Source organism: Marmoricola sp. OAE513 (assembly GCF_040546585.1).
GTDB lineage: Bacteria > Actinomycetota > Actinomycetes > Propionibacteriales > Nocardioidaceae > Marmoricola.
On the sequence record NZ_JBEPOC010000001.1, the window covers coordinates 1,902,679 to 1,920,310 of the forward strand.

Annotated in this window: 16 protein-coding genes; 10 read left to right on the forward strand and 6 right to left on the reverse strand. The window is 69.2% G+C overall.

What is annotated here, in order from left to right:
• Window positions 1-10: 10 nt before the first annotated feature.
• Window positions 11-469 (forward strand): nuclear transport factor 2 family protein, encoded by a 459-nt coding sequence (locus tag ABIE44_RS09665; RefSeq protein ID WP_209718901.1) that lies wholly within the window; start codon window positions 11-13, stop codon window positions 467-469.
• Here the strand turns inward: ABIE44_RS09665 and ABIE44_RS09670 are convergent.
• The 3 genes from ABIE44_RS09670 to ABIE44_RS09680 all read right to left on the reverse strand — a co-directional run bounded on the left by ABIE44_RS09670 (window position 441) and on the right by ABIE44_RS09680 (window position 3,488).
• A complete protein-coding gene (locus ABIE44_RS09670; RefSeq protein ID WP_209718898.1) occupies window positions 441-1,640 on the reverse strand; it encodes a VldE C-terminal domain-containing protein in 1,200 nt (399 codons plus the stop codon). The two genes, ABIE44_RS09665 and ABIE44_RS09670, sit on opposite strands and share 29 nt — an antisense overlap.
• Window positions 1,641-1,836: 196 nt before the next feature.
• Window positions 1,837-2,463, reverse strand: a complete 627-nt coding sequence (locus ABIE44_RS09675) for an SGNH/GDSL hydrolase family protein (RefSeq protein ID WP_209718895.1) — start codon at window positions 2,461-2,463, stop codon at window positions 1,837-1,839.
• 62 nt (window positions 2,464-2,525) lie between these two features.
• A complete protein-coding gene (locus ABIE44_RS09680; RefSeq protein WP_209718892.1) occupies window positions 2,526-3,488 on the reverse strand; it encodes a GlxA family transcriptional regulator in 963 nt (320 codons plus the stop codon).
• A gap of 88 nt (window positions 3,489-3,576) precedes the next feature.
• Between ABIE44_RS09680 and ABIE44_RS09685 the strand changes: the two genes are divergently transcribed.
• Window positions 3,577-4,386, forward strand: coding sequence for a dienelactone hydrolase family protein (locus ABIE44_RS09685; RefSeq protein ID WP_209718889.1), 810 nt, complete (start codon window positions 3,577-3,579; stop codon window positions 4,384-4,386).
• Window positions 4,387-4,556: 170 nt separating this feature from the next.
• Here ABIE44_RS09685 and ABIE44_RS09690 read toward each other — a convergent pair whose 3' ends face one another.
• The gene (locus ABIE44_RS09690) at window positions 4,557-4,937 is read right to left on the reverse strand and encodes a hypothetical protein (RefSeq protein WP_209718885.1); all 381 of its coding nucleotides are present in this window, start codon (window positions 4,935-4,937) and stop codon (window positions 4,557-4,559) included.
• A 129-nt stretch (window positions 4,938-5,066) separates the two neighbouring features.
• Here ABIE44_RS09690 and ABIE44_RS09695 point away from each other — a divergent pair, with 129 nt between their 5' ends.
• The 7 genes from ABIE44_RS09695 to ABIE44_RS09725 all read left to right on the forward strand — a co-directional run bounded on the left by ABIE44_RS09695 (window position 5,067) and on the right by ABIE44_RS09725 (window position 12,550).
• Window positions 5,067-5,570 (forward strand): carboxymuconolactone decarboxylase family protein, encoded by a 504-nt coding sequence (locus ABIE44_RS09695; RefSeq protein WP_209718882.1) that lies wholly within the window; start codon window positions 5,067-5,069, stop codon window positions 5,568-5,570.
• A 4-nt stretch (window positions 5,571-5,574) separates the two neighbouring features.
• Entirely contained in the window at window positions 5,575-6,474 is a 900-nt protein-coding gene (locus ABIE44_RS09700; protein ID WP_209718879.1) for a M23 family metallopeptidase, read from the forward strand.
• A gap of 105 nt (window positions 6,475-6,579) precedes the next feature.
• On the forward strand, window positions 6,580-8,073 hold the full coding sequence (locus ABIE44_RS09705) for a flavin-containing monooxygenase (protein ID WP_209718878.1): 1,494 nt from the start codon (window positions 6,580-6,582) through the stop codon (window positions 8,071-8,073).
• A 40-nt stretch (window positions 8,074-8,113) separates the two neighbouring features.
• Complete coding sequence (locus ABIE44_RS09710) at window positions 8,114-9,013, forward strand: alpha/beta fold hydrolase (protein ID WP_209718875.1); 900 nt, start codon at window positions 8,114-8,116, stop codon at window positions 9,011-9,013.
• Complete coding sequence (locus ABIE44_RS09715) at window positions 9,006-9,287, forward strand: DUF1905 domain-containing protein (protein ID WP_209718873.1); 282 nt, start codon at window positions 9,006-9,008, stop codon at window positions 9,285-9,287. Before ABIE44_RS09710 ends, ABIE44_RS09715 begins: the two co-directional genes overlap by 8 nt.
• Window positions 9,284-10,066: a crotonase/enoyl-CoA hydratase family protein gene (locus ABIE44_RS09720; protein WP_209718870.1), complete on the forward strand. Its 783-nt coding sequence runs from the start codon at window positions 9,284-9,286 to the stop codon at window positions 10,064-10,066. Before ABIE44_RS09715 ends, ABIE44_RS09720 begins: the two co-directional genes overlap by 4 nt.
• 69 nt (window positions 10,067-10,135) lie before the next feature.
• Complete coding sequence (locus tag ABIE44_RS09725) at window positions 10,136-12,550, forward strand: penicillin acylase family protein (protein ID WP_354437968.1); 2,415 nt, start codon at window positions 10,136-10,138, stop codon at window positions 12,548-12,550.
• Between the two features lie 175 nt (window positions 12,551-12,725).
• On the opposite strand, the gene ABIE44_RS09730 is transcribed toward ABIE44_RS09725, so the two are convergent.
• Both ABIE44_RS09730 and ABIE44_RS09735 read right to left on the reverse strand, forming a co-directional pair.
• Complete coding sequence (locus tag ABIE44_RS09730; protein WP_209718864.1) at window positions 12,726-14,306, reverse strand: endonuclease/exonuclease/phosphatase family protein; 1,581 nt, start codon at window positions 14,304-14,306, stop codon at window positions 12,726-12,728.
• Between the two features lie 70 nt (window positions 14,307-14,376).
• Window positions 14,377-15,660, reverse strand: a complete 1,284-nt coding sequence (locus tag ABIE44_RS09735; RefSeq protein ID WP_209718861.1) for an MFS transporter — start codon at window positions 15,658-15,660, stop codon at window positions 14,377-14,379.
• A gap of 66 nt (window positions 15,661-15,726) precedes the next feature.
• Between ABIE44_RS09735 and ABIE44_RS09740 the strand changes: the two genes are divergently transcribed.
• Entirely contained in the window at window positions 15,727-17,631 is a 1,905-nt protein-coding gene (locus tag ABIE44_RS09740; protein ID WP_209718858.1) for a penicillin-binding transpeptidase domain-containing protein, read from the forward strand.
• Window position 17,632 lies beyond the last annotated feature (1 nt).

A 17,632-nucleotide genomic window follows, 5' to 3' on the forward strand; every position in this document is an offset into this window, starting at 1 on the left:
GCTGCGGTCCATGACCTCCGACCGCGGATCCGTCACCTGGCTCGCGACCGACGAGCCGCACCCCGCGCGCGACGCCCAGCGCAACGCTCTGCGCTGCGCCATCGCCGGCGACAAGCAGGCGTGGCTCGACCTCTGGGCCGACGAGTGCGAGATCTTCGACCCGGTCGGTCCGTCGATCTTCGATCCCGAGGGCCTCGGTCACCACGGCCCGACCGGCATCGCGCACTTCTGGGACGTCGCGATCGCCCCGGTCTCGCGCTTCGACGTGGAGGTCCGGACGTCGTACGCCTCCGGTGACTCCTCGGCGCAGGAAGCCACCTTCACGACCACCTTCGCCGACGGATGGAGCGCCGCAGTCGACCTCGTCACCGTCTACCGGACCGACGCCGCCGGCCTGATCACCTCGATGCGCGCCTACTGGGAGCTGGACAAGGTCCGGGTCACTTCCGCGCCAGCGACGCCGCGGTGATGTCGTCGCGGGCGACGTACAGGGACAGGTTCCCGGTGTTGTCGCCGGCCGGCAGGTCGACGTACTTCACCGTGAGCTTTTGCCTGGTTGGCGGGGTGTACCAAGCCTCGTAGGTGTGGTCGGCCCGGCACTCGGTCCCCCACATCAGCCCGCCCGCGACCACCAGCCCGTGGCTGGTCGGCAGGGGCAGCGCGTAGGGGCTGTCGTCGTGGTCGCTGCCCGAGCTGCTGTTCCCACCGCCGGGGTGCCAGCCGAGCTGCTTGCCCGTGCTGAGCCAGCGTGCGCTCACCGAGGAGACCGGCAGCCGGTCGGTCGCCGTCCAGTCCGGCGTACCGGCGGTGCAGTTGGCATCACCCACCAGGCCCGCGCCGTACTTCACCGTGCCGGTGGCGACGAAGCGGTACGTCACGCCCTTGCGCAGGTAGTAGGTCGAAGCGACGGTTGCGCCGGTCGCGGGTGCTGTCAGCCCGGTCACCGCCGTGCTGTCGGGGTCGAGCTCGCTGGTGCCCGCAAAGTGCACGGGCACCGACTTCACGCCGCGTGCCCGGTACCAGGACGTCTGCGCGGCAGCGCCGGCGAACCCGAGCGAGATGTGCACGTGGTTCTTGTGACGCAGGTTCCGGTCGCACTTCTTCTTGGTCTTACAGCCCGAGTTGAGGTAGGGCCGTGGGGTGAAGCCCCGGTAGGACGACCAGATGGTGTCGTTGTAGATGAAGTACATGATCCCCATCCGGCGGGCCAGCGCGTGCTGGTTGCCGGCGGCGTCGGTGGCCAGTGCTTTGCGGATGAAGTCGTACGCCGCCTTCTTCGCCTTCGGCTTCTTCACGTCGGCCGCCCAGTCGAAGGCGCGACCGTCCTTGTGCTCGCTGGTGCCTCCGGTCCCGCAGGCCCGGATCATGCCGAGCGAACCCGTCGCGGGATAGGTCTTCTGCAGCCAGGCCGCCAGGGCGACCGTTCCGGGCCGTGGCGTCTTGCGGCACGTGGTCTGCGCGTCGTACGACGAAGGTCGGTCGACCACGGTCGTCGACCCGAGTGCGGGCACACCCGGGGTGAGTGCTGCAACCGGCGCCGCTCCGCCTGGCACCACCAGAGCCAGGAGCAGGAGACCAGCAGCGCCGGCTGCAGACGTTCGGGGCCGGCGGCGCCGGGACGTCTCGTTGATGTTGACCACGGTCGGACTTCCAGACGACTAGACACAGCGCACGGCTCGGCAGGGATGTCAGGCGGCGCGGCGTCCTCCCCCGCTGCGCCGCCTGGACCTTCCTTTCGGCAACGTCCAGGACCGGTTGAGGAAATGAGGACCATTCACAGGAAAGTCGGGACCCTACGATGGGCGGGTGCGCTTGACCCGCCGTGCGGCAGCACGGTCAGCGGCAGGTGTTCTGGGCGTTCTTGATGATCTGCGCCCAGACCTTCTGACCCTTGGCGTCGGGGTGGACGCCACCTCCGTGCCTGCCCTTCAGACGCTTCGGGTGAGCCTTCGCGTAGGCCGCCCACGGAGCCACGCAGGTGTGCGGACGCTTCGCGGCGACGGTGGCGAACATCGCGGCGTACCGGTTGATGTACATCGGGTTCTGGTACGCCGGCGCCTTCGGGTCGTAGTACGACGGCAGCTTGTACGGCGACACCAGGATCACGATCGTGCTCGACGGGACGAGCGCGAGGTCGGAGAGCAGGTCGTCGGCGTCGTAGTCCGGGGACGCGTTCGAGCCGTAGGCGACGATCAGCATCCGGAGGTTCGCCCCTTGGGCCAGGCGCGCCTTGATCCGGTAAGGGAGCGCGTCGATCGGACGACCCGGGGCGTCCTCGATGCGCCAGTCGGCACCGAGCCGGACGAGGTCGTCGCGGCCGCGGGTGGTCAACGAGTCGCCGAGCAGGGTGATGGTCTGGTCGACCCTCCACCGTCCGGTCGCGGAAGCGCCCGACGGCACGGTGGTCACCGGGAGCAGCACGGCGAGCAGTGCCAGGACGAGGGGGAGGGGGCGCAACTTCATCGAACCGAGATCCTAGGCAGATCCCGGGTTCCGGTACTGCTGGAATCAGAAATTGTCCGGAATCATCCGGCGCGGTAGCTGCTCGGTGTCGCCCCGACAGCCTTCTTCATCGCCCGCCGCAGCGCGGTGGGGTCGGCGTACCCGACGGCCAGCGCCACCTGCTCCACGCTGAGCCGGCTCGTCTCCAACAGGGCTCGAGCGCGGCGGACCTTGACGGCCTGGATGAGCGCCAGCGTGCTCCGCCCGGTGGCGCGGGTGACGTGCCGGGCCAGGGTGCGCTCGGACATCGACAACCCGGAGGCGAGGGCGGCGACCCCGGGCGGGTCCGGCAGCCCGGCTTCCACCGCGGCGATCACGCGGGCGACGACCTCGTCCCCGTTCGCGAGCAGCTCCGGCACGACGTACGGCGACTGCGCCTGGCGTGCGTCGACGAGCAGTGCGCGCGCGACCGCATCCGTGAGCTCGGTGCCGTAGCGGCGTCGGAGCACGGTGAGCATGAGGTCGGTCTGTGCGAGCGCCGCGCCGCCGGTGATCAGGTTGCCGTCGGTGCAGACCATCCGGTCGGCGTCGACGGTGCAGGTCGGGACGTCGGTCGCGAGGAACGGTGCCAACCACCACGTCGTCGTCACGCGTCGGCCCTCGAGCAACCCGGCCTGCCCCAGGAGGAAGACCGCTGAGCAGGACGCGGCGACCGTGCCGCCTGCGCGAGCGTGCCGCGCCAGCCCGGCAGCGGCCGCGCGCGCGTCCGGTCGGGCGAGGCGTTCGCGGACGGCGGGCAGGGTGTCGGTCCCCAGGCCCGGGACCACCCAGGCCGAGCTCTCGCTCCGTCGCGGCAAGCGGGTCGTCGCCACGCTGGTCCCGCCGGTGAGCTCGACCTGGCCGCCGTCGACGGAACAGACCCGCCAGGTCGGCGTGGCGACCCCGAGCCGCGGGGCGAGATGGGCGGCGGCTCCGAGCAGGTCGAGCGTGATCGCCACGCTGCTCGGGTAGGCGCCCTCCAGGACGACGACGGTGAGATCAACCATGACGGATTAGGCCCTAACAATGTCGAATCAGACACTCCCATCGTGAGCGCCGCGCAGGTGAAATGCAAGACCCGACCTTGGAGGACCGATGGCTGTGCTCGACGACGCGTTGGAGGACTTCGCGCGCCGCGAGGTGACCCTCGAGGGCATCTCCAAGACCGTGCTCGTCGCGGGCACCGGACCCGCCGTCGTGGTGCTCACCGAGATGCCCGGCATCAGCCCGCACGTCGCCCGGTTCGCGCGCTGGGTGCGGGAGGCGGGGTTCACCGTCTACCTGCCCTCGCTCTTCGGGCGTGACGGTGCGTACCCGGAAGCGGCCGCCGGAATGGAGGTGCTGCAGCGCGCGTGCATGAGCGCCGAGTTCCGGGCGTTCGCCTCCGCCGACTCCAGCCCGGTCACGTCCTGGCTCCGCGGGTTGGCACGGCTGGCGCACGGGGAGTGCGGTGGTCCCGGGGTGGGCGCGATCGGGATGTGCTTCACCGGCAACTTCGCGCTGACCATGACGCTGGAACCCGCCGTGCTGGCCCCGGTGCTGTGCCAGCCGTCGCTGCCGTTCGACGACCCCGCGGGGATCAACATGGCGCCCGAGGAGCTGGTCGAGGTCGCTGCCCGGATCGAGCGGGACGATCTCGCCGTCCTCGCGTACCGGTTCGAGGGCGACCGGCACTGCCGGGCCGAGCGGTTCGCGGCGTACCAGGCGGCGCTGGGCGATCGCTTCACCGGCATGGTCCTCCCCGACACCGCTGCCTCCCCGGCGCCACCGCCGTTCTTCGCCGAGATCGTGCAGACCCCGCACAGCGTCGTCACCGCCCACCTGATCGACGAGGAGGGTCAGCCGACGGTGCAGGCGCGCGACGAGATCCTGGCGTTCTTCGCTGCGCGCTTGAGACCGGCCTGAGCCCTGGTCGAGGTGCCCGGTCATCGAGCCTGCCGAGATGGGGTGAGGTCTGAGCCCGGGCCCCCACGTCTCGGCAAGCTCGACGACCGGTCAGCAGGCTCGACGACCGGTCAGCAGGCTCGACGACCGGTCAGCAGGCTCGACGACCAGTTAGCAGGCTCGACGAGCGCTCAGCGGAAGGTGAGGAACAACCCCACGGCCGGCATGACCAGGCCGAGGGCGAGCCAGAGGCTGACCGGCTTCTTGCCGTGGATCGCCCGAGCGCCGGCGATGCCGGCGACGAGCAGGATCGCGGCGATGACGTTCAGACCGATGCGGGCATCGGTGCGGTCCTCGTCGATGAAGATCGCGGCGATGATCAGGCCGACCGACAGGTGGAACATCGTCGTGACGACCAGCGCCGAGGTGACCCACTGCTTGACCCTGGCGAGCTTCTCGAGGTCCTGCGCGCGGTCCTGCTGGCGCTGCTTCGACAGTGCGCGGTGGTCCGCCAGGGTGGCAGGGTCGATCAGGTGCTTGGGCACCTTGCGAGCCGGCTCCTGGAGGGACATACCTCCACGGTACGCCGCGGACGGGGACGAGAAAAATCAGCCGAGTCCCTTACCAAGCAACTGCTTGGGAGGCACACTGGGGGAACTGCGCAGAACCGGAACTCGCAGGGGACCCCAGAGAGGCACCGCATGCTGGTCGACGTACCCGAGGGCAAGGACCCGATCTCCTACGTCTGGGGCGAGATGGTGCCCAAGATCGGCATGGCGGCGGTGAAGTTCTCCGGCGCCGTGTACGCCGACAGCACCCTGTCGCTGCACGAGTTCGAGGCCGCGCGGCTGATGATCGCCGAGGTCAACGGCTGCATCTTCTGCCAGGACTGGCGCACCGACCGCGACGGCGTGACCGTCGAGGCCGGTTTCGACGACGAGGTGCGCAACTACGCGACCTCCACCGTGCTGAGCGAGCGCAGCCGGCTCGCGGCCGAGTACGCCTTCCGCTTCGCCACCGACCACCACAACCTCGATGACGAGTTCTGGCAGCGGATGTTCGCGCACTACTCGCAGAACGAGGTCGTCGAGCTGAGCATGTGCCTCGGGTCGTGGATCGCCTTCGGTCGGCTGAACCGCGTGCTCGGACTCGACGCCGCGTGCGTCCTGCCCGCCCACACCCAGGAAGCCGTGACCACGGCGTAGGACCGTGACCATCCGGCTCGGGAGGCTCCCGCACCACACGGTCGTGCGCACGGTCGTGGCCACGGCCCTGGCGCTGGCCGCGGTGTTTCTCGTGGTCCCCGGTGCCCGCTCGGCCACCTCGCTGTCCGTCGGGGCCCCGGGTTCGGGCACCTGGCAGGTCGGGCAGATGTGGCACGGCGGCGCGCTGGGAGGCGGGATCGTCCCGGCCGGTACGTCGATCGACCTCTCCCCGATCTACGGCTCACCGCTGGACGTGTACGCCGTCGCGGCCGGTCGGATCGTGAAGACCTGCGTGTCCCCGACCCAGACCTCGGTGTTCGTCGACTCACCCGGCCTGGGGGTCGTCGGGTACTCCCACCTCGCGACCGGCAGCACCCTGGTCAAGGGGACGGTCGCGAAAGGGCAGCGGCTGGGCAGGCTCGCGACGTCGTACGTGAAGTCGACCTGCGCGACGTCGTGGACCGGCCCGCACCTGCACCTCTCCCTCCCCGCCCGGTACGACGTGCTGAAGCTGGGCGGGCACGAGGTCGAGCGCTACGCGGTGCTGCCGTTCGGCTCCCGGGAGGCCAAGACCTTCGTGGGCCGTCCGAGCTCGTCGCTGACCGTGACCAGGAAAGCAGTCAACCTCGTGGTCTGCGCCGACAACCTCGTCGGCAACGTCGTGCACGTGCGACTCAGCCATCCCCGCAAGGGAAAGCACGTGGCCTACGCGTGGCGGACCTCGAAGCGGGCGACCTCGCGCTGCGTGACGTTCAAGAACATCGACGGCAAGGGCAGGACGCTCGCCCGGACGACGTACAGCCAGCGCTCCGCGGTCAACCAGCCACCGCCTACCTGGGACGTGCCGGGCTGCTACGCGGCGACCAACGGACAGGGCCTCTGCAATCGCGCACGACGTCGCTGAGTCTTACTGAACTTTCGTCAATAAGACGTAACTCACAGTTACGAACCGGGGTCCCGACGGCTAGTCTCGATGGCGGAACCCAGTCGCCGCGGAAGAGAGCAACGCATGAGCACCCCTGACTACGACGTCCTCGTCGTCGGCGCCGGCCTGTCCGGTATCGGCGCGGGCTACCGGCTCCAGACCGAGTGCCCCGACAAGACCTACGCGATCCTCGAGGCCCGCGACTCGATCGGCGGCACCTGGGACCTGTTCCGCTACCCCGGCATCCGGTCGGACTCCGACATGTTCACGCTGAGCTTCCCGTTCAAGCCGTGGAGCGACGAAAACGCGATCGCCGACGGTCCGTCGATCCTCAGCTACATCAAGGCGACGGCCGCCGAGTTCGGCATTGACGAGAAGATCAAGTTCCGCACCCGGGTGGTCAGCGCGAACTGGTCCTCGGCGGACGCATTGTGGACGGTCCACGTCGAGGACAGCAGCAGCGCCAAGAAGGTCAAGCGCACGCTGACCGCCTCGTTCCTCTACGCCTGCTCCGGCTACTACGACTACGAGCAGGGTCACGAGCCGGTCTTCCCGGGCATCGAGGACTTCAACGGCCTCGTGGTCAAGCCGCAGTTCTGGCCCGAGCAGCTCGACTACACCGGCAAGAAGGTCGTCATCATCGGATCCGGCGCGACCGCGGTGACGCTGGTCCCGTCGATGTCCGAGGACGCCGGCCACGTCACGATGCTGCAGCGCAGCCCCACCTGGATCGGCGTGGTCCCGCAGAAGGACAAGATCGCCGACACCCTGCGCGCGACGCTCCCGGCGCCGGTGGCCCACAAGATCGTGCGCACGAAGAACATCGCCTACCAGATGGGCGTCTACCAGTTCTGCCAGCGCGCACCGAAGCTCGCGAGCAAGGTCCTGCTCGGCATGACGACCAAGGTGCTCCAGGACGAGGCCATGGTGAAGGAGCACTTCACGCCGACGTACAACCCGTGGGACCAGCGCGTCTGCGCCGTCCCGAACGCCGACCTGTTCAAGGCGATCCGCCGCGGCAAGGTCGACGTCGTGACCGACCACATCGACACCTTCGTCCCCGAGGGGATCAGGCTGAAGAGCGGCAAGGTGCTCGAGGCCGACATCGTCGTCCCGGCGACCGGCCTGAAGATCCAGCTCTTCGGCGGCATCGTGCCGACCGTCGACGGCGAGAAGGTGGACCTGCACGAGAACTTCGTCTGGCAGGGCTGCATGCTCACCGGCCTGCCGAACTTCGCGCTCTGCGTCGGCTACACGAACGCGTCCTGGACGTTGCGCGGTGACCTCACCTCGCGGCTGGTCTGCAAGGTCATCAACGAGATGGACAAGGTCGGCGCCGAGTCGGTCATCCCGGTGCCGGAGATCGAGCTCCAGGGTCGCCCGCTGCTGGACATCGCGTCGGGCTACGTGCAGCGCGCTCTCGGGGACCTGCCGCAGCAGGGTCACACGGGAGCGTGGCGGGTGCGCCAGAACTACCTGCTCGACTCGGCCACCACGATGCGCCGCGACCTGCACAAGACGCTGAAGTTCACCCCGGCCCGTCGGGGCGCGGACACCGAGGTGAAGGCGTCGGCGTGATCCTCGCTTCGCTCGTCGGCAGCGCTCGGAGGCTCGCGCTGTGAGCGGTCCTTTCCCGCACCCCGATGCGACGACGGTCGACGTCGGGGGCGTGCCGCTGCGGGTCCGGGTCAGCGGACCGGAGGACGGTGTCCCGATCCTCCTGATCCACGGGATCGCCCGCAGCCTGGAGGACTGGAACGAGGCTCAGGACCTGCTTGCGGTTGATCGCCGCGTGATCAGCACGGACCTGCCCGGCTTCGGCTACAGCCGCAGGGGGCGCGAGCGCCCAGGGCTGCCCGCCTTCGGCAGGGCGATGGTCGGGCTGCTGGACGCTCTCGGCATCGAGGCTCCGGTGCACGTGATGGGCAACTCGCTGGGCGGGGGCGTCGCGATGACGCTGGCCGTCGACCACCCCGGCCGGGTCGCGAGCGTGACCCTGGTGAACAGCGTCGGGTTCGGCAGCGAGGTCAACATCTCGCCCCTGCCCATGACGTACGGCGCCCTTGCCGCCCTGCCCGGGCTCGCCGGACGGTTCGGGGCGAAAGCCCGCGAAGCCGGGGCCGAGACGATCCGTGACCTCTTCTACGACCGAACCCTCGCCACGACCGAGCAGTTCCGGCACGCCGGGAAGCTGGCCAAGCAGGCCGACTTCCGCGGCACGTTCCTCGGCACGGCCGCCACGCTCGGCGCCCCGGTCGTCGGGGTGCGCAACGGGTGGCGCCGGGAGCTGCTTCGTCGGTTCGCCGCCACCGGCATCCCTGTCTTCGTCGTCTGGGGTGACGACGACCGGATCCTGCCGCCGAAGCACTTCGAGGCCGCGGCCGCCGCGCTGCCGAAGGCGCGCACGCACCTGTTCGTCGACGCCGGGCACATGCCGCAGGTGGAGAAGGCCGAGGAGTTCGCCGCGCTGGTCGGTGCGTTCGTCGATCAGGTCGACGAGGACTCCTCCGTTGACTGAGCCGCTGGTCGAGTTCGACGCCGAGGTCGTGAAGAGCGACAAGCCCGGCGGGTGGTCGTACGTCGTCTGGCCGGAGTCGGCGGAGTTCTTCGGGACGCGCGGCCTGGTCAAGGTCCGCGGGACCGTCGACGGCGAGCCGTTCGAGAGCTCCTTCATGGCCCTGGGGGACGGCAACCACAAGCTCCCCGTGAAGTCGGCGATCCGGGTCAAGATCGGCAAGGAGGTGGGCGATACCGTGCACGTCGTCGTCCTGGAGAGAATCGAGAAGTCATGAGTGCTGTCCTCACCGAGCGCGACGGGCACGTCCTCGTCATCACCCTGAACCGCCCCGAGGCCCGCAACGCGGTCAACGGCGAGCTGACCCAGGGCCTGGGCGACGCCCTCGAGCTGGCGCACACCGACATCGAGATCCGTGCGGTGGTCCTCACCGGTGCCGGCGACCAGTCCTTCTGCGCGGGCGCCGACCTCAAGGCGATCTCGCGCGGCGAGAGCCTGAACCCGGTCGGCACCGAGGCGTGGGGGTTTGCCGGCATGGTGCAGCACCCGATCGCCAAGCCGGTGATCGCTGCCGTGAACGGCACCGCACTGGGCGGGGGGACCGAGCTCGTCCTGGCCAGCGACCTCGCCGTCGCTGCCGACACGGCGAGGTTCGGGCTGCCCGAGGTGAAGCGCGGGCTGATCGCCGCCGCCGGCGGTGTCATCCGGCTCCCCGCCCAGATCCCGCAGAAGGTCGCCATGCACCTGCTGCTCACCGGCGACCCGATCGATGCAGCGACGGCGCTCCGGTGGGGTCTGGTCAACGAGGTCGTCCCGGCCGGCCAGGTGCTCTCCGCTGCCGTGGCGCTGGCGCAGAAGATCGCCGCCAACGCACCGTTGTCGGTGCAGGGCAGCAAGCAGGTCGCGCTCGGCCTGCGCGACGGTGCCATCGCCTCGGAGAAGGACGCCTGGGCCGACAGCGACGCAGCGATGATGCGGGTCTTCTCCAGCGAGGACGCCATGGAGGGTCCGATCGCCTTCGCCGAGAAGCGCGAGCCGCAGTGGAAGGGCCGCTGAGGCTCACGTAGCCGCAACCTGGTTACCGACCCGTAACCGGAACCCCTCAGTTTCAGTTGAGGGGACATGGTGACCTCACACACCCGTCGGCTGGCCTGTGCCGCCGCAGCCGCACTGACCGTCTCGTTGATCGCGATCAACGGTTCCGCGACCTCGACGGCGACGGCGGCCCCGCCGACGTACTCCGCGACGGTCACCCGCACCGAGCACGGCATCCCGCACATCACCGCGAACGACTGGGGCTCCCTGGGCTACGGCTCCGGGTACGCCGCGGCCGAGACCTCGATCTGTGCTCTCGCCGACGTCGTGCTGACCGGGCGCGGAGAGCGCTCGAAGTACCTCGGTCCGGACGCCAAGTTCGACGACGGGGTCGCCATCAACGGCACCAACTTCCAGATCGATGCGCTCGTCGCCGATCTCCACAACCGGAAGGTCGTCGAGGGCATCCTGGCTGACCCGAAAGCCGGTCCGAGTGCGAAGGCCAAGCAGATGGTCGCCGGCTACGCCGCCGGGGTGAACAAGTACCTGCGCGACAGTGGCGGTGCCTCGAGCATCACCGACCCGGCGTGCAAGAACGCGGCCTGGATCCAACCGAACGCCACCGCCCTGGACGTCTGGTACGGCGTCTACCTGGCCAACATCATCGCCTCGACCGGCAACTTCCTGAAGGAGATCGTCGGCGCGACGCCGCCCTCGCTGGGTGACCCTGGCCTGCCCGGTCTGGCGACGTTCGGCATCGTGCCGCCCGAGCTCCCCGACGCCGACGAGCTCACCGAGTCGCTCAAGACCGACGAGAACTTCGGATCGAACGCGACCGCCATCGGCGCGGAGGCCAGCACCACCGGGTCCGGCATGCTGCTGGGCAACCCGCACTTCCCGTGGAACGGGAGGTTCCGGTTCAGCCAGCAGCAGCTCACCATCCCCGGCCAGTACGACGTCGCCGGCGGAAGCCTGATCGGTTCGCCGGTGGTCAACATCGGGTGGAACAACAACGTCGCGTGGAGCCACACGGTCTCGACGGCGTACCGGTTCGCGCCGTACGAGTACCGCACGGTCCTCTCGCCGTTCACCTACCTCTCGGCGAACGGGCTCCTGAAGCAGGTCGAGAAGCGCAACGTCACGGTGACGATCAAGAAGAGCGATGGCACCCTCGGCAGCCGGAGCACGACGTTCTACCGAACCCCGCAGGGCTACGTCATCGACTCACCGAGCCAGCTCATGGGCTGGACGCCGCTCAGCTTCTTCGCGATCCGCGACGCCAACGGCGAGCAGCTGCGCACCATCGACACTTTCTTGGAGATGGGCGGTGCGAGTGACGTCCGAGACCTGCTCGAGCGTCAGGACGCTGCCGGCGGCATGCCGTGGGTGAACACGACCGCGGCCGACCGCAACGGTGACGTGCTGTACGCCGACCACTCGGTCGTCCCGAACGTGTCGAACAACCTGGCCAACAAGTGCATGACCCCGATCGGGAGGGTGCTCCAGCAGCTGGCCGGTCTGCCGGCTCTGGACGGCACGTTCGCCGACAGCTTGTGCAAGTGGGGCGCGGACGCCGACGCCGAGCGCCCGGGCATCTTCGGGTCGAAGAACCTGCCGTCCACGGTCCGCCGCGACTGGGTGATGAACGCCAACGACTCCTATTGGCTGCCGAACCCGGACGAGAAGCTCGAGGGCTTCGCCCGGATCATCGGGTGCGAGCAGTGCGTCCGGACGATGCGGACCCGGATGGTCGACCACTACGTGATCGACGCCCTCAAGGTCGGCAAGATCAGCCCGACCCAGCTGCGAGGTTTCGAGCACGAGAACCGGGTGATGGCGGCCGAGGTGTTCGGCACCGACAACCTCGTCAAGGTCTGCCTCGCCGCGAACGGCGGTGACGCCTGCCCGGTGCTCGCTGCCTGGGACAAGACGTCGAACAAGGAGAGTCGCGGGTACGCGATCTTCGAGCAGTTCGTGACCCGGCTGCCGAAGAACGGTCTGCTCTCGAGCGGCCCGTGGAGCGTCGGGTTCTCGCGAGCCAACCCGGTCGACACCCCGAACACTCCCAAGACAGCTGACCCGAAGGTCATCCGCGCCATGGCTCAGGCGATCGCCTACCTGCGCACCAACAACATCCCGGTCGACGCGACCTGGGGCGAGGTCCAGGTCGCCGGCGACCGAGGTGCTCCGGCGATCCCGCTCGGCGGTGGTAACGGCGATCAGGCCGGCAACGCCAACGCGCTCGCGTCGCGGGGGGTGCTCGCCAACACCGGGTACCTCAAGCCGATCACCTACGGGTCCTCGCACATCCAGGCGATCTCGTTCCTCCCGGGTGGCGGGGTCGATGCGAAGACGATCCTGACCTACGGCCAGTCGGACAACCCGAACTCGCCGTGGTCGAGCGACCAGACGCAGATGTTCAGCGACCAGCAGTGGGTGAGCTTCGCCTTCACCCCGGCCCAGATCGCAGCGGACAAGATCAGCAGCGTCACCGTCAGCGAGTAGACGCTCGCCGAGCCTGCCCCGTCGTCGAGCTTGCCCCCGGTCGTCGAGCCTGCCGAGACGCGGTGGCCGGGGTCGTTCGGTCGTCGAGCTTGCCGAGACGTGGTGACCGGGGGTTCGCTCGGTCGTCGAGCCTGCCGAGACGCGGTGACCCAGCGCAGGGACTGCTGCGGCTCCGTCAGGGAGTCGACAGGAACGGCACGTACACGCTCGCCGTGATCAGGTTGTGGTCCGACTGGTACGCGCTGGTGGCCTTGCCGTAGACCCGGTTCACGTTCTCGTAGCGCCGGATCCCGGTGAAGCCCTTGAACAGGAGATAGTCGGCACGACCACCGACGCCCACCTTCGAGACCGCCGGCTTGGTGGCGTGCTTGTTGACCGTCGAGTACTTCAGACCGACCTTGGTCACCGCGCTCTGCGCGTCCCAGTAGCCCGCACGGACGAAGGTCGGCTGACCCTCGCCGACGCAGGCCGGCTCGCTGTTCTCGTCGCAGTACGCGCCGAAGCTGCCGAGCAGGTCGCCGCCGACGATCGTCGGGATGCCCGTGGGCGCCTTCGCGGCGAGCTCGCGCAGCAGTGCCGCCGACTGGTCGTGGGCGGACTTCTTCTTGGTCGGGATGCTCGTGCTCGAGGACGACTCGAGATGTGCCGAGACGACCAGGACGTCCTGCGAACCAGTGGCAGGAGCCACCGGGGTGAGGCGGGCCCACGGGGTCAGCAGCGGCGTGGTGAGGCTGGAGTCCTTCCGCTGCCCGACCAGACCGCTGCCGGCCACCGTGAACTTGCTGGACCGGTACAGGATCTGCTGCCCGACGTACCCGTCGTCACCCGCGGTCACGACCTTCCAGCCGCTCTGACCCTCACCCGAGGCGAGTCGGCTCGCGATGTTGGACGCGGTCGTGAAGGTGGCCTCCTGCAGGAGCACCGCGTCGAGGTTGCGGGCCGCGATGTTGTCGGCCAGGTTGTTGATCTTGGTGGCGTTCTTCGCCGACGTCGGGAACAGCTCGACGTTGTACGAGCCGATCGCGAAGCCGTACCCGGTCGCCGAGGTGCCCGGGTCCCGCGGCTTGGAGAAGACCGGGAAGAACGGGGTCTGGCGCGTGGTCCGGGTGCAGCCGTTGTTGGTCTGCAGCTGTCCGAAGATCGGGTTGCCGTACGCCGGGCTCAGGAACCGGTCCTTGGCGGCTGGGGTCTTCGGCAGGTTGATCGAGACGCTGCGCGCGGTCTTGCCGAACCAGGACGTGTACTTGTCGTACCCCTTCCACAGCCCGTACGGCGCCGCCGACCAGCGCAGCCGGTACTTGGCGGCGTACGACGTGTAGCTCCAGCTCACCTTGGCGGCGGTCGTGCTCGTCTGACCGCCGGTGCTCGTCTTCGCGACGGCCGGGGCCTTGTTCTTGAACTTCAGCTTCTTCGCCTTCGACCAGGCGCCGACCTTGCCGGCCTTGAGCGCGCGCACCTGCACGTACCAGGCCACGCAGCGGTTGCTCAGCGTCGAGGTGCTCGTCGAGGAGGACGTTGCCGTGATCGGGGTCGCGCGCCCGAGGCCGGACTTCGAGGCTGCCCAGCGGACCTGGTACGTCGCGCCGGACACGGCCTTCCAGCGGATCTTGAGCTTCGCGTTGTACCAGTCCTGCCCGGCGCTGGAGACCTTCGAGACCTTGGGGATGCCAGCGGCTTGGGCCGAGGTGACCGTGAGGCCGAGGGCGACGGTGGTCGCGAGGAGGATGGCCAGGAGCAGCCGGAGGTGGGAGCGCACGGGAGGTCCTTCAGGTTCAGAAACGGGAAGACCCCACCGTAATCCGTTCCGGTACTTCTCGGTGCACGAACTAGACCGGTTGATCCGGCGACGGCGCCAATCGGTACCGGATGAACGTCGGCACCGCGAACGCCGCGACGACCACGAGCACCACGACCAGCAGTCCACCGCCGGCAGCGGCGGTCGCCGTCCCGACCACGGCCGCAGCTCCGCCGTGCGCGACGTCGGCGATCCGCGGACCGCCGGCAACCACCACGATGAACACCCCCTGCAACCGGCCGCGCACGGCGTCGGACGCCGAGGCCTGCAGCATGCTCATCCGGAACGCAGCCGAAGCCATGTCGGCAGCGCCGGCGACAACCAGCATCAGCACGGCGAGCGCGAGCATGACGTTGCGTGCCCCGGTGTCGGCCAGGGCGACGGCACCACCGAAGCCGGCGATCGCCAGACCCCAGACGACGATCGAGGCGACCACCGCGAAGCCCTGCCGCTCGACGCGGGAGACCCACCCGGAGAACACGCCACCGAGGACGGCTCCGAGCGGGATCGCCGCGAACAGCAGCGCGAAGGCGAGACCACCTTCGGACGGTCCGCCGAAGTCGAGGTGCGCGATCTCCGGGAACAACGCCCGGGGCATGCCGAAGATCATCGCGATCAGGTCGACCACGAAGGACATCAGCAGCACCGGGTGTCCCCGGAGGTAGCCGAGGCCGTCGAGGACCGACCGGAGGCCGGCTGTTCCGACCGCACCCTCGACGGGGAGCGCCGGCAGGCTGACCACGGCGCTCAACGTGGCGAACAAGGTGAAGGTGTCGATCAGGTACAGCCAGGAGAAACCGACGACCGGGATCAGCACGCCGCCCACCAGCGGACCGGCGATGGCGCCGGCCTGGAGCACCGTCATGTTGAGGGAGTTCGCTGCAGGAAGCTCAGCCGGGGTGAGCAGCTTGGGTAGGATCGCGCTGCGGGTTGGCTGATTGACCGCGAAGAACGCCTGCTGCACCGCGAACAGCCCGAGCAGCAGCCAGACGTTGCCGGCTCCCGCCGCGGCCTGGGCCCAGAACGCAGCGCTGGTCGCGATCAGGCCGCCAGTGGTGATGATCAGCAGGGTGCGGCGGTCCATCACGTCGGCGAGCGCTCCGCCCCAGAGGCCGAAGACGATCAACGGGACCAGGCCGAAGAGACCCGTCAGCCCGACGTACGCCGAGGACCCCGTCTCCGCGTAGATCTGCGCAGGCACCGCGACGACGGTCAGCTGCGCGCCGACGACGGTGATGATGTTCGCGGTCCAGAGGCGTCGGAAGTGCGCATTCCTCAGCGGAGTGGTGTCCGCGAAGAGCCCCCTGATCTGCATTGAAGGAGGCTATGCCTGCGGGGGATCCACCTTGAACGCGGCCCGACCGTCTGGTCGTATCGGGGCATGACTTCTCGGCTCCGGCGTACGTCCCTGTTCTCCGTCCCCGTGGCGCTGGTGCTGCTCGTCGCCGGGTGCGGCGGGCCGAGCGAGGACGAGAAGGGCGCCCAGAAGGCGGCCGACGCGTTCGCCGTCGCGCTGACGAAGGGCGACGTCAAGGAGACGGCGTTCACGACGACCACCGCCGCTGCGGCGTACACCTCCCTGGCGAAGCCGCTGCAACGGCTCGGGCCGAAGGTCGAGGCGGGCGAGGTCGAGGTGGACGGGAGCAAGGCGACGACCGAGCTCTCCTGGGACCTGTCGGGCTGGAAGCACAGCACGACCGTGGCGCTGACCAAGAAGGGCTCGACCTGGCAGGTCGTCTGGAAGCCGACGGTCCTCGAGGCCTCCCTCAAGGACGGCGAGACCATCGCCGTGACCGGCCTGAAGGCGACTCGCGGCAACATCGTCGGCGCCAACGGCGAGCCGATCGTCGAGCCCCGCGACGTCATACGGTTTGGTATCGACAAGGCGCAGGCGGCTGAGAAGAACCCGGGCGCCGATCTGCCTGCTGCCGCCCGACGTCTGGCCGCGCTGCTCGACGTCACCCCGGAGCCCTTCGTGAAGCAGGTGTCGAAGGCCGGGCCCAAGGCGTTCGTCCAGGCGATCGTGCAGCGCGAGAACGACGTCAAGCAGTCGACGCTGGCCGCCCTGGACGACATCCCCGGGGCGCGCTCGATCGCCGACAAGCTGCCGCTGGCGCCGTCCAAGGAGTTCGCCGCGGCGCTGCTCGGCACCGTCGGACCCGCGACCGCGGACCTGATCAAGAAGAGCGACGGCCGTCTCGCGATCGGCGACGACACCGGGCTCTCGGGCCTCCAGCTCCGTTACGACCGTGAGCTCGCCGGCACCCGAGGCTTCAAGGTCACCGCTCAGGAACCCGCGCAGAAGAACGGCAACACCGGAGTCGTGAGTCCCCGGGTGCTGTTCACCCAGGAGCCGGTGGACGGCACGAACCTCCAGCTGTCGCTGGACCGCAAGCTCCAGTCGAAGGCGCAGGACCTGCTCGACAGGTACGGGCCGGCCAGCGCGCTGGTAGCGATCAAGCCCTCGACGGGCGAGGTGCTGGTGGCGGCCAGCGGCCCCGGGTCGAAGGGCTACAACACCGCCACCTTCGGGCAGTACGCCCCGGGCTCGACCTTCAAGATCATCAGCTCGTTGGCACTGCTGCGCTTCGGCATGAAGCCGACGACGTCGGTGAGCTGCCCGGCGCGGGAGACCGTGAACGGCAAGCAGTTCAAGAACTACTCCGACTACCCCTCCAACCGGATCGGGAAGATCACCCTGCGTGACGCGGTCGCCAACTCCTGCAACACCGCGTTCATCTCCTCGCGCGGCAAGATCAAGGGGACGGCGCTGGCCGACGCTGCCGCGTCGCTCGGGTTCGGCGAGGATCACGACATCGGGTTCCCGGCTTACTTCGGGCAGGTGCCGGCTCCCGCCAGCGAGACCGAGGCTGCCGCCGACCTGATCGGTCAGGGCAAGGTGCTGGCGTCACCGATGGCGATGGCGACCGTGGTGGCGAGCGTGGTGCACGGCTCGACGGTCGTGCCGAACCTCGTTGCTGGTGTCGACAAAGCGACAGCTTCTCCGGCCAAACCGCTGACGTCGGAGGAGGCCACGAGCCTGCGGGCGCTCATGCACGCGGTGGTCACCGACGGCTCGGGTCGGTTCCTCTCGGCACTGCAGCCGCCCGACATCATCGCGAAGACGGGCACCGCCGAGTTCGGTAGCAAGACTCCGCTGCAGACCCACACCTGGATGGTCGGCGCCCAGGGTGACCTGGCGGTCGCGGTATTCGTCGACATCGGGGAGTCGGGTTCGCAGACGGCGGGCCCGGTGCTCGCGGACTTCCTGCGGGCTGCTCGCTAGC